We start from the raw sequence: 12,247 nt of genomic DNA on the forward strand, positions 1-12,247 counted from the left end.
ATGTCTTACGGAAGCCTTTATGAATTATTCGGCGTTATTGCTGCAAAGTGGTTTGGATAAGATTGATGCACAAGTTTTGTTTAGCCATTGCACTGGTAAAAACCGTGCATGGTTAATTGGCCATGGTCAGGATGAGGTCGATGAGGCCCATGCCACTGCTTTTAAGCCACTGGCGGCGCGCAGACGGGCTGGCGAGCCGGTGGCGTATATCGTGGGCATGCGAGAATTCTTTGGTCGTGATTTTGTAGTTAACCCAAGTGTGCTTATCCCTAGGCCTGATACCGAGCTATTAGTTGAGCTGGTTTTAGAGCGAGCAGGTGAGGGCGCGCGGGTACTTGATCTGGGAACCGGCTCTGGTTGTATTCCGATTACCTTGAAATTGGAGCGGCTGGATTTAGATGTGAGCGCGGTAGATTTATCCCCTGCCGCTCTAATTGTTGCCCAGACTAATGCCAGCCAGTTGGATGCAGCGATTCGCTTTTTTCAATCTGACTGGTATCAGGCTTTGGGTGATGCCTGCTTTGATGTGATCGTGTCTAATCCGCCTTATATTGAGCAAAACGATCATCATTTAAGCGAAGGTGATTTACGCTTTGAGCCGCGCAGTGCCTTAAGTGACGAAGGTGATGGCTTGGTGCATATCCGTAGCATTATTGCAGGAGCACGTAGTCGATTAAGTGCGAATGGTTGGCTATTGTTTGAACATGGCTGGGATCAGTCGGCGGTTTGCCGGGCCTTGCTCGATGAGGCTGGCTTTGATGAAGTACAAAGCTGGCGTGATTTATCAGGTATAGAACGAGTTACGGGCGGGCGTTGCTTGCTATCGTAGGGTGGGAGAAACCCGCGAAATACGCGGGTTTCTCCCACCCTACGTGATTTACTTGCCGCGATTTTTTCATAAAAGTACAATACCCGAGTAAATACATCAGGTATCACAAAGGATATTCAATATGAGCACTCAAGACCTAATTCGCCAACAAGTGACAGAAAACGCAGTGGTGCTGTATATGAAAGGCACACCAACATTCCCACAGTGCGGCTTTTCTGCTGGCGCTGTACAGATGCTCAAAAACTGTGGCGTGTCTTTTGCTGCTGTTAATGTACTGGCTGATGCTGATATTCGCCAAGGCATTAAAGAATACGCAAACTGGCCAACTATTCCTCAGCTCTATATCAAGGGCGAGTTTGTAGGTGGCTCCGACATTATGAAAGAGCTGTTTGCCACGGGTGAGCTGCAAAAAATGCTGGAAGGTATTGCAGAGGAATAAGGGCTAGGGCGGGATTCTCCCCTGCCCTATCAACTTAAGCGAAATGTTTTTCGTAGGGCGCGGTGCAACCCGCGCATTTTTCAGTATTGCTCGCGGGTTTCACTCGCCCTACAACATCGTTTTTAAAGCCGTTTCAAATCATCGGTGGAGCGGTTTCGGTAAAAGAGGGGCGCTCTTCCAGCTTGCTGTAAAACTTAGCGAGGTTTGGGTGGCGGCTCTGCCAATCCAGCTCTGGCAAGCGAAAATCAAGATAGGCTAGTGTGCAGCCCAGCGCCACGTCGGCTAGAGAAAATAAATCACCTCCCCACCATTTCTTCTCGTCTAATTCACTGGCGATATGCTCAAGGCCGTGCTCTATTTTGTTTTGCTGAAGTGTGATCCATTCAGTGGATTGCAAATGAGGCGGGCGAATTCGCTCTAGCCTGATCAGCACCGCCGCATCGCTAATTCCATCGGCCAGCGCTTCACGGCGCTTGGTATTGACTGCTTGCCTATGGTCATGGGGAATCAGTTTACCGACGGGCGAGCTGTGGTCCAGAAAATCCACAATGACTCTCGAGTCATAGAGTGTTCTGCCATCGTCGAGTAAGAGAACCGGCACTTTGCCTAGCGGGTTGAGCGTGCTGATGCTGCTTTCGGCTGACCAGGGATTATCTTCAATCAGTTGATATTCAATGCGCTTCTCGGCAAGAACAATACGTACTTTACGGCCGAAAGGGCTGGTATATGAGGTGATTAGCTTCATGCCGTCTGCATTTTTAGGGGCGGGATTTCATCTTAGCCGTTTGTCGGGCTTGAAACTAGATTTGTGGTTTGAATACAACGCAGATTGTGTGGGAGGGGGTAAGCACACCTAGTGTGCTTAAGCCAATCCTATCAACTTAAGCAAAATGCCTTTCGTAGGGCGGGTGTAACCCGCAGACTTTTGCGTTCAACAAAGGTGAAAAACACAAATACGCAGGTTGCACCCGCCCTAAGTGATGCGGTGTTCTACTTCCTTAAACAGCCAACATCACCGCCTCAACTTCCTCTGCCGTGCGAGCAATATGCGGCCCTAGGATGCGGCTGCCGGTGGTCGTGATCAGCACATTGTCTTCGATACGGATGCCGCCAAAGTCTTTGTACTCGTTAAATTTGGCGTAATTAATCATATCGCTATAACGTCCTTCGGCCTGCCAGCTGTCGATCAGAGCGGGGATAAAGTAGATGCCTGGCTCTACGGTAATCACCATGCCGGCTTTCAATGGCTTGCCTAGGCGTAAGTAGCCCATGCCAAACAAGCTGCTGCGCTCAACCCCGGTCCCGTAGCCAACCAAGTTTTCACCCAGACTTTCCATATCATGTACATCGAGGCCAATTTGGTGGCCAAGGCCGTGCGGGAAGGCGATGGCGTAAGCGCCGGATTCAACAATTGCGTCAGCGTCACCTTTAAAGAAGCCCAATTTGGACATCGCTGTAACCATTACTTTGGCAGCCAGCTTGTGAGCGGTCAGATAAGGCAGGCCGGGTTTTAGTGCGGCAATCGCTTCGGTTTGCATGGCCAGCACGGCATCATACAACTCGCGCTGGCGCGGGCTGAATTTGCCCCCTACCGGAATAGTGCGGGTGATGTCGCTGGCGTAGCCGCCGGATGAGGTGGCTCCGGTATCGTTGAGTACCAAATCACCTTTTTGCAGTACTTGATGATGGTGGTGGTTGTGCAGCACTTCTCCGTTTCTGGAGAAAATACTTGGGTAAGCCAGCTGTAAATCATAGCTGCGAACAATGCCTTCCATCAGGCCAACTACTTGATGCTCGATTACACCAGGGTGCGAAGCGCGCATTGCGGCGTGATGCACATCGCGGGTAATCGCCAGCACTTTTTCCATTTCGGCGATTTCGTCCTGGTCCTTGATTTCACGTTGGGCAACAACGGCATGCGTTAAATCGGTAGAAAAACCGGCTTTTACTTTTGAGCTATCACAGCCTAATAACTTGGCGAGCTCCAGAATCGTTTCGCCACGATAAGGCGCTAAATATTGCACGCGAATGCCTGCGGCCAATGCTTCACCTAGCTTTGCATAAGGCTGGCTTTGAGCGATGCCTGCTGTGGCTGCACGCTCAGTTAAGCTGGGCTGTGGGCCGGTCCAAACAATGTCGGCCACTTCTGGCTCATTACCAAATAGCGTGATCACATCATTGGCGGTATCAATCAGGCCAGCAAGGCCGGGCTCGTTTAGGCCAAAGTAGTAGCGAAAGCTGCTGTCTTGAATAAACGGGAAAATATTATCCGAGTAATTCATGGGCGAATCGACGTTGCCTAGCAGCAAAATCAGGCTATCCGGCAAGCTGGCAGAGAGTGTGGCACGGCGTTGACGATAGATTTCGGGCTGAAACATGGCGTTTTTCCATTGAATGTGTGGGCATATCTTTGTTGAAAGAGCGCCGTTTGTAAATGGGTGGAAGTGGCATTAAAGCATGGCAAATGAACCAGTAAACCCGTAAAGGGGCTTAGAGGGTAAATTGTTTGCGTTTAAGGCTTTGTTTACAAGATGAAATGATGGCAAGAGCACCCGATAGGCCCGATAAGGGTCAAGCTGATGGGCAATCCTATTAAGGATGAGGTGCAGCTGGAACAAACTTCATCACTCAAACAAGCTAAAAAACTGACACAACCCCTGCTGCTAGCCTATGGCGGAGAAAATCGGCGAGTTCCTTATGAGCATGGCACTTTATTGCGTAAAGCGGTGGAGCAACAAAATCCGGGAGTGGAGTGAATTCTTTACGGTGATAAAGGGCGTGGCTGGATTGCGATCAAATCCGCTTGATTTCTGGAAGAAGGTTGAGAAATTTCTGGATAAAAATTTAAAGCGTTGAGCTTAGCCGAGATGTAAAACGCGATTGAGTAAAGCCCGTCCGAAGCGGGGCTGGCTTATTGTTGCTGATCGCGCAGCGTTTGCAGTGCCTTATTAAAGCGGATTAGAAATTGCTGGGCTTGGGGATTATTTTTAGGGGTAATCAGGTGCAGAGTACTTTTTTCTATAACCCCGCCGCTTGAGACAGGAATGGATGGCAAATTATTGAGATGTGCAATGGTTTCCTGGCCCTGAATTTGATCGGTAATAATAAAATCGGCTTTGCCTTGAGCAAGTAAGCGTATGCAGGTGCTCATATCATAGGGACGGATGGGGCGGAGCTGGCCTTTATTAATCATGGCTTCTATTGGGCCAATAAAGCCCCAGCCTACCGGATGGCAGTAGCGTTTTCCTACTAAGGTTTCGGGCTGCGTGCCATCCAGAGCGCTGCCGGGCATGGCAAAGACGCGCATTTCCAGCACAAAGAGCGGGTCGGAATAATCAAAGAATTTACGGCGCTCTGGCGTGCTGATATAGGGAAAGGTTGCGATATACAGACCTTTTTGTGTGGCACTATAGCCATTGGCCCAAGGCCGCCATTCTAAATGGTAGGGTTGGTTGGCTTCTGCCATCACTTTTTTGATCAAGGCGGTTGCAAGCCCGCCATCTGGCAAAGAGGGATCGGTAAACGGGGCATAATCTGAACCAGTCACTAATTTCAGTGGCTCGGCCAGCGCTAGCGCGCTGTAAAAGCAAAGCATAATTAGCAGCTTGGGCATTGATGAATATCCATCGGCTTATGCCGGTATTTTAGGCACAGAGATGGCCTGTACGCCGTGCTGATTTTGCTTTAAAGCGATATTAGTCAAAGCCCTTAATATGCTCGCCACGCAATACGGGTAGTTGCCAGCGTAAATGCATTGCTAATAGCCTGAAGCTAAAGCCTGCCAGCAAAGCAATCATTGAGGCGAGGCCGGTTTCTACTTTTAAGTAATGCAGCAAAATATATAAAGCGCCAGTAGCGAGCGACACGCTGGCGTAAATTTCGCGGCTAAGCACCATGGGCACTTGATTACACAGCACATCGCGCAATAGCCCGCCAAATACGCCAGTTACAACGCCTGCCATGATGGCAATGCCAGGATGAACGCCTGCTTCCATGCCGATATTGCAGCCAATAATGGTGAATGCCACCAAGCCTAGCGCATCAACAATCAAGAATAAACGACGCAGATGATGCAAATGGCTGGCGATCAAAGCCGTTAAAACGGCGGCACCAATGGTAAATAGCAGATATTGCGGATGTGCCACCCAGCCCAGAGGGTAGTGGCCCAGCATCACATCGCGTGCCGTGCCGCCACCGAGCGCGGTAACCGTGCCAATAAAACAAATGCCGAATAAATCCATATTGCGGCGCATACCCATTAGCGCTCCCGACATAGCTTCTGCGGTGATGGCGATTAAATAAATAGTGTAAAGCAGCATTTCAAGTTCTTTTTGAGAGAGGTGAGGCAGGGATAGGCGGGCTTGGGCTTATATGCAAATGATGAGTGAGTGACATTATTTACAGATGTTTAGATATATTGAATTTAATTTAATATTAATAAGGTATGCTTAAAAATTCTTAATATGTGAAAGATACGCTGGTGAATTTAGACCCCAAGCAAACAGAGGCACTGCGAGCGGTGATTGAAACCGGCAGCTTTGAGCAGGCAGCTGTGCGCCTGCATCTCACCGCATCGGCCGTGTCACAGCGGGTACGTGCGCTGGAAAGTAATTTGGGCAATCCCTTGGTGGTGCGCAGCCGTCCGGCCCGTGCCACGCTAGTTGGCCAGCGCCTATTGCAATATTTGCGCCGCGTGATGCAGCTGGAGGCTGATCTGGCTTCTGATTTAGCGGTAGAGCGTTATTCGCCGCTTTTACTCACCATTGCTCTGAATGCCGATACCTTGGGGACATGGTTTTTCCCGGCGCTGGCGCAGGCTTTGGTAAAGGAAGAAGTGCTTATCGATTTAATCGTTGAAGATCAGGATCACACTTACACCCTGCTTGAATCTGGCATGGCGATAGGCTGTATTGGTAGCGAGGAAAAACCCATGAAAGGCTGTTTTGCCGATGCCTTAGGTGTGATGCGCTATCGTTTGGTGGCGAGCAAAAGCTTTTGCCAGCGCTGGTTTCCTCAGGGCATGAATCGCAACGATGCCCGCCGTGCTCCGGTGGTGGCTTATTCTCACAAAGACACACTGCAAGCGGGCTTTCTGGAAAACCACTTTGGCCTACTACCTGATGCTTATCCCTGCCATTATGTACCCGGCACCGAGCCACACCTTGCCGCGATTTGCCACGGGCTGGGCTATGGCATGGTGCCTGAGCCGCTGCTGGGTGAGTCCATTGTTGATTTAATTGATCTTGCCCCCGAATACCCTTGCGATGTAAAGCTCTTCTGGCACTCATGGAAAGTGCAATCGCCGCGCATGGAAGCGTTATCAAAGCAGATTGTAGATGCGGCAAGGGCGGTACTGGGCGGGGTAAAGCATGGTTAGCAGCCTGCTTAGGTTTGTTATATAAATTCAAGTACACTATATTGCAGACTCTGCTTGGAAATATATGGCTAGCGATTAAGGAGGGTCTATGAAAAAAAATATCGTCAGATTCTTCTGCATCGGCTTGTGCGCTATGCCCACTATGGCTGCAACGCTTGAGCTGGTTACTTTGCAATATCCCCCTTATCAATATGAAGAAAATGGCGAGATTAAAGGATTTGTTGTTGATATCGTAAAAGAAGCATTTCGTCGCTTACAACAGCCCATAAAAATCACCCTGATGCCTTGGACTCGCTCAATAAAAATGATTGAAGACGGTGCGGCCGATGCCATTTTTACAGCATATAAAACCCCGGAAAGAGAGCTATTTGCAGATTATTCAAAAGAAGTACTGATGCCGCAGGCAGTTTCATTATTTATTTTAAAAGATTCAACGATTAAATTTGATGGTGATTTATATAAACTGGCCAATTATAGCTTTGGCGTGGTAAGTAAAGTAAGTTATGGTGATGTTTTTGATAATGCAGTTAAAAGCAAAATCATTAAAACACCAGACACCACCCAGACTGGCGAGCAAAATATAGAAAAACTATTGGCAGGACGATTTGATATTTTGGTAAGCAATAAATACGGCGCGCTGGATATTTTAAACCGCAAAGGCGTGGCAGATAAAGTGAAAGAGCTTGCGCCGGAAGTACAAGCAATTCCCAGCTTTATGGCGTTTTCTAAAAAAAGAAACTTAAGCCAGCTGCGGGATCGATTTGATGAGGTTTTATTAGCAATGAAAAAAGACGGTAGCTATGAAAGGATCATTGCCAGTCAGAGCAAAATTGAATTAAAAAAATAAAAAGCGCAATGCGCGGATGCTGATTTTTATCAATGTAGGAATTGAGACAGTCAATGGTTTAGGGGAGCTTGGTTTGCGAAGCTCTATGCGAAATAAATTTGTGGGTTGCGCCCTATGATGGGAAACAAAACGGGAAGCCCAAGCTTCCCGTTTTTTATTTCAAACTATCAATACCGATAATGCGCCGGTTTATAAGGCCCTTGTTTTGGCACGTCGATATAGGCTGATTGCTCGTCTGTTAGCTCGGTGAGTGTTGCGCCGATTTTCTTTAAGTGCAATCGGGCGACCATTTCATCGAGGTGTTTAGGCAGCACGTAGACGCCCACCGGGTATTGTTCGGTTTTGGTAAATAGCTCGATTTGCGCCAGCACTTGATTGGTGAAGGAGTTGGACATCACAAAGCTGGGGTGGCCAGTGGCGCAGCCCAGATTGACCAAGCGCCCTTCGGCCAGCAGGATGATGCGTTTGCCATCTGGAAAAATAATATGATCGACTTGTGGCTTTACGTTTTCCCATTCGTATTGACGTAAGGACGCCACCTGAATTTCGCTATCGAAGTGGCCGATATTGCAGACGATGGCGTTATTGCGCATTTTGATCATATGTTCGTGAGTAATCACGCCCACATTGCCGGTGGTGGTGACAAAAATATCGCCTTGATCGCAAATGCTATCCATAGTGACTACGCGGTAGCCTTCCATGGCGGCTTGTAGCGCGCAAATCGGGTCGATTTCGGTGACGTAAACGGTCGCACCCAAGCCACGCAGGCTTTGGGCGCAGCCTTTGCCCACATCGCCATAGCCGAGTACTACGGCGGCCTTACCGGCGATCATCACGTCGGTGGCGCGTTTAATTCCGTCAACTAAGGACTCTCGGCAGCCGTAAAGATTGTCGAATTTAGATTTGGTAACGGCGTCGTTGACATTAATGGCCGGGAAAGAGAGACGGCCTTCACTGTGCATTTTGTAGAGGCGGTGTACACCGGTAGTGGTTTCTTCGGTTACGCCCTTGATATAGGAAAGGCGGGTGGAGTACCACTTAGGATCTTTTGCCAGCGTGGCTTTGATTGAGGCAAACAGCACGATTTCTTCTTCGTTGCTGGGTGCTGAAATCACCGAAAGATCTGTTTCTGCGCGTGCGCCAAGGTGCAGCAAGATGGTGGCATCACCGCCATCGTCCAGAATCATATTGGCGTATTGGTTATTGGGGAAATCAAAAATGCGGTGGGTGAAATCCCAGTATTCTTCGAGTGTTTCGCCTTTGTGGGCAAATACAGATGTGCCTGCTGCGGCAATGGCCGCTGCGGCGTGGTCTTGGGTGGAGAAAATATTGCACGATACCCAGCGAACTTCGGCACCTAAGGCTTGCAGTGCTTCAATTAGCACGGCAGTCTGGATCGTCATATGGATGGAACCCGCGATACGAGCGCCTTTAAGTGGCTGCGCTTTGGCGTACTCGGTCCGCACCGACATCAGGCCGGGCATTTCTGTTTCTGCAATGCGAATTTCTTTACGGCCCCAATCTGCCAAAGATAGATCAGCAACTTTAAAATCAGTATTTGCCACAGTGGTGATTCCTATCTGTGGCCGAGCCGGCATCTCCAACACGCATGCCGTACCCGGCGCGGGTTTACAGGAGAGCGCAGTTAAGAAATTCGAGCCTAGCCCCTAGCAGTCTGTCGGACTTAGGCGGTCGCAGAAAAATCGCATGGTTGAGACCAGATTTTGCCGGATTTGCAGCGCCAATAACGAGTTATTGGTCAAAAAATCGGTGAAATCTGGGCCGATCAGGTGATTCTGTAGCCGACTGATGCTAAGTCCGACAGGCTGCTAAGGGTTGCAGCGCCCCTCGAATGTGCTTTTAATTATAGCGCTAAGATTCTGATGATTTTTTTTTACAATACAGAATTTACTTACATTGCGTAGGATTCAAGCAAGCCAGCTATTGCCAGCTGGTAGCAAATTAGAAACAATGCGTTGCATTTCTTATGCAATATTTAAAGTAGTCTGTAGGCATGTTTTAAGTTTGATTTGTGGTTCAGGCTTATTCACCAAGGTTGTGGAATGAAATTAAAAATAAGCGCCAGTTTGATCTTAGTCCTTGCTTTAAGTGCTTGCGGATCGATGCGCCAGTATCAGGCCGAGTCGCAGGGAGCGATTGATTTTGCCCGCGCAGGTAAGCCGGATAGTGCTTTGGCGGTGTTGGAATCGAATAATAGTGATAAAGACCTGTTGTATTTTTTAGAAAAAGGTCAGTTACTACAGTTAAAAAATGATTGGTCTGGCAGCAGCAGCGCCTGGCTTAAAGCCGATGCCAAAATTCATGATTGGGAAGAAACCGCTAAAAACACGCCAGATAAATTATTTGGCGATATGGGCAGCTTTTTAATTAACGATAAAACCCGTCGCTACGATGGTTACGATTACGAAAAAGTATTGCTATCCACCTTGCTGGCTATGAATCATGCCGCCTCAGGTGATTGGGGTAATGCGCGGGTTGAGGTCAAAAAAACGCATGAACGTGAAGCGATTATTGCGGAATTTCGCTCGCGTGCTTATGAAAAAGACGAAGCAGAAGCAAAAAACCGGGGCGTAAAAACCACGTTTAAAGACTTGAAAGGTTATCCAACTGAAACGCTGGACGATCCTGAGGTTTTAGCTTTAAAAAACAGCTACCAAAATGCGTTTAGCCATTATTTAGCGGCCTTTGTTTACGAGGCGCTGGGTGAAAAAAGCCTGGCTGCGCCGGGTTACCGCAAGGCGATTGAGCTACAGCCTAATACCAAGGTTTTAGAAGATGGCTTATCTCAGCTCGATAGCAAAGCCAGTAAGCGCGGTATGAGCGAGGTACTGTTTGTGGTGAGCTCAGGTCTTGCCCCAGTGCGTAAATCTGTCAGCGTGCCCTTGCCGATTTACCGGGTGGGCTTAACGGCGATGTCTTTTCCTGTGATTCGCTCTGGTAATGATTTTGCACCGTCGCAGCTTAAACTGGATGGGCGTTTTTTACCCGTGAGCACTATTGCTAGCGTGGATGCCATGAGCCGCCGTGCGCTGCGGGACGATATGCCGGGCATTATTTTGCGTTCAACGATTCGCGCGGTGAGTAAAGGCGTTGCGCAAAAGCAGCTAAACGATAGAGACAATAACGCCAGCGCAATCGCTAGCTTGGTGCTGGGCTTAGTGAGTGTGATTACCGAGCAGGCGGATGAGCGCACTTGGAGCACCTTACCCGCGCAGATCGCCATTGTGCGGGCGACCTTGCCGCAAGGGATGCATAAAATACTGGTGCCAACTTTACAGGGGCAGGAGGCCTTTGATTTTAAAGCAAGCAGTCCTTACCAGATTGTGCCGATTCGGGTGATGGGCAATCAGGTGTATTTTGGCCAGACAGATTTAGCGTCTGTGGTATTAGACGCAGTGGCCACAGAGAGTGCAGACGCTATTGTTCAGTCAGTTAAGCCTAAAAAGGCGAAGAAATAAATCTAGCGCCTGCGGTATTAGACACAGTGGCCACAGAGAGTGCAGACGCTATTGTTCAGTCAGTTAAGCCTAAAAAGGTGAAGAAATAAATCTAGCGCCTGTGGTATTAGACACAGTGGCCACAGAGGGTGTAGACGCTATGATTCAGCCAGCTAAGCCTAAAAAGGCGAAGAAATAAATCATCGTGTTTTCTATTTTGAATAAAGGAATAACCATGAAAAAGTATCTTGCCCGTAGCGTTTTACTGGCGGCCGTTTTAGGATTCTCAGCCATAGCCCAAGCGGCCCCGATTTCTTTGTCTGATCGAATCGAACAGCTGGGTGAAATGAAATATATCAAGCTGACTGGCGGGCGCACTGCGCAACGCAATGGCCTATTGGCGGTGCAGCTTGAAATGCAAAACCAAGATAAGGGCGATCAACAACTTTATTATCGTTTTCGCTGGTTTGATGATGCAGGCTTTGTGGTGGGGGGCGAAGAAGTCTGGAAGCCGCTTAAGTTTATTGGTCTGCAAAAGCAAATTATTGACACCATCGCACCCGTACCTAATGCCGTGGATTTCAAAATGGAAGTTAATAGCCCGGAAAACACAGGTGCACTACCTGCTGCCAAGTAATTATTAAAGGAATAGATCAATGAAAACGACGAAACAAGCATTAAAGCTGAGCGCGGTATTAGCAGCGGTATTACTGGCTACAGGCTGCGCTTCCAGCTCATCGCCTACGGTCGGTGGCGGCGATGTGGTTTATGGCGATAGTAAGGCAGTAGAAACGGTAACGAATGAATTTGGTTCTACCGATTTGCAAATGATTTCCGAAGCGATGGCGCGTTCTTTAATGCAGCATCCGTCAATGGCAGGCCGCCCTTTGATTGTGGTGGCCGAAGTTAAAAACAAAACCACTGAATATATCGATACCCGCAATATCACCAACAGCATGAAAACGCAGCTGATGAAAAGCGGCGCGAAGTTTGTAACCGATAGCAGCACATTAGATGCTCAGGTTGAAGAAATCCGCCGTCAAACTGAAAGTGGTTTATATAAAAACAAAGTAAAAGTCGGGCAAATGAAGGGCGCTAAATACCTGCTGACTGGCGAAATTACCTCCATTGTTAAAAAGAACGACAGTACCAAAGATGTATTTTATAAATTCACGCTGATCTTGAAGAATATCGAAGAAGGTGTGGATGAGTGGCAGGATGAAAAAGAGATTCGCAAAACATCTAAGCGTTAAGTTGCACGATAGGCATGTTTTTATGCCCATGTAGTGCATTGAAA

The 12,247-nt window shown here is 48.4% G+C and carries 13 protein-coding genes; 8 read left to right on the top strand and 5 right to left on the bottom strand.

The genetic code is table 11. The features are described from left to right. Positions 1–19: 19 nt before the first annotated feature. Complete coding sequence (prmC, locus tag VN23_RS20055; RefSeq protein WP_046350493.1) at positions 20–829, top strand: peptide chain release factor N(5)-glutamine methyltransferase; 810 nt, start codon at positions 20–22, stop codon at positions 827–829. 121 nt (positions 830–950) lie between these two features. Beyond that, positions 951–1,268: a Grx4 family monothiol glutaredoxin gene (gene grxD / locus VN23_RS20060; RefSeq protein ID WP_046350492.1), complete on the top strand. Its 318-nt coding sequence runs from the start codon at positions 951–953 to the stop codon at positions 1,266–1,268. A gap of 133 nt (positions 1,269–1,401) precedes the next feature. Here grxD and VN23_RS20065 read toward each other — a convergent pair whose 3' ends face one another. Both VN23_RS20065 and VN23_RS20070 read right to left on the bottom strand, forming a co-directional pair. Beyond that, a complete protein-coding gene (locus VN23_RS20065; protein ID WP_046350491.1) occupies positions 1,402–2,013 on the bottom strand; it encodes a glutathione S-transferase in 612 nt (203 codons plus the stop codon). A gap of 253 nt (positions 2,014–2,266) precedes the next feature. Continuing rightward, on the bottom strand, positions 2,267–3,646 hold the full coding sequence (locus VN23_RS20070) for an aminopeptidase P family protein (RefSeq protein ID WP_046350490.1): 1,380 nt from the start codon (positions 3,644–3,646) through the stop codon (positions 2,267–2,269). Between the two features lie 201 nt (positions 3,647–3,847). Between VN23_RS20070 and VN23_RS21905 the strand changes: the two genes are divergently transcribed. Further along, the gene (locus VN23_RS21905) at positions 3,848–4,024 is read left to right on the top strand and encodes an alpha/beta hydrolase family protein (RefSeq protein WP_156455232.1); all 177 of its coding nucleotides are present in this window, start codon (positions 3,848–3,850) and stop codon (positions 4,022–4,024) included. Between the two features lie 155 nt (positions 4,025–4,179). Here VN23_RS21905 and VN23_RS20075 read toward each other — a convergent pair whose 3' ends face one another. Together VN23_RS20075 and VN23_RS20080 are read right to left on the bottom strand one after the other, a co-directional pair. After that, on the bottom strand, positions 4,180–4,881 hold the full coding sequence (locus VN23_RS20075; RefSeq protein WP_046350489.1) for a substrate-binding periplasmic protein: 702 nt from the start codon (positions 4,879–4,881) through the stop codon (positions 4,180–4,182). An 82-nt stretch (positions 4,882–4,963) separates the two neighbouring features. Continuing rightward, on the bottom strand, positions 4,964–5,587 hold the full coding sequence (locus VN23_RS20080; RefSeq protein ID WP_046350488.1) for a trimeric intracellular cation channel family protein: 624 nt from the start codon (positions 5,585–5,587) through the stop codon (positions 4,964–4,966). Between the two features lie 161 nt (positions 5,588–5,748). On the opposite strand from VN23_RS20080, the gene VN23_RS20085 reads away from it, so the two are divergent. Together VN23_RS20085 and VN23_RS20090 are read left to right on the top strand one after the other, a co-directional pair. Then, a complete protein-coding gene (locus VN23_RS20085) occupies positions 5,749–6,645 on the top strand; it encodes an HTH-type transcriptional regulator ArgP (protein ID WP_046350615.1) in 897 nt (298 codons plus the stop codon). A gap of 88 nt (positions 6,646–6,733) precedes the next feature. After that, positions 6,734–7,492, top strand: a complete 759-nt coding sequence (locus VN23_RS20090; protein ID WP_052746426.1) for a substrate-binding periplasmic protein — start codon at positions 6,734–6,736, stop codon at positions 7,490–7,492. A 167-nt stretch (positions 7,493–7,659) separates the two neighbouring features. Here VN23_RS20090 and ahcY read toward each other — a convergent pair whose 3' ends face one another. Next, positions 7,660–9,057 (bottom strand): adenosylhomocysteinase, encoded by a 1,398-nt coding sequence (ahcY, locus tag VN23_RS20095; RefSeq protein ID WP_442905408.1) that lies wholly within the window; start codon positions 9,055–9,057, stop codon positions 7,660–7,662. A gap of 498 nt (positions 9,058–9,555) precedes the next feature. Between ahcY and VN23_RS20100 the strand changes: the two genes are divergently transcribed. From VN23_RS20100 to lpoB, 3 genes are all read left to right on the top strand, one after another. Continuing rightward, positions 9,556–10,971: a COG3014 family protein gene (locus VN23_RS20100; RefSeq protein WP_046350486.1), complete on the top strand. Its 1,416-nt coding sequence runs from the start codon at positions 9,556–9,558 to the stop codon at positions 10,969–10,971. Positions 10,972–11,185: 214 nt separating this feature from the next. Continuing rightward, complete coding sequence (locus VN23_RS20105; protein ID WP_046350485.1) at positions 11,186–11,587, top strand: YcfL family protein; 402 nt, start codon at positions 11,186–11,188, stop codon at positions 11,585–11,587. Positions 11,588–11,606: 19 nt separating this feature from the next. Continuing rightward, positions 11,607–12,203, top strand: a complete 597-nt coding sequence (lpoB, locus tag VN23_RS20110) for a penicillin-binding protein activator LpoB (RefSeq protein WP_046350484.1) — start codon at positions 11,607–11,609, stop codon at positions 12,201–12,203. The last annotated feature ends 44 nt before the right edge of the window (positions 12,204–12,247 follow it).

The sequence above is a fragment of the Janthinobacterium sp. B9-8 genome (assembly GCF_000969645.2).
Lineage (GTDB): Bacteria > Pseudomonadota > Gammaproteobacteria > Burkholderiales > Chitinibacteraceae > Iodobacter.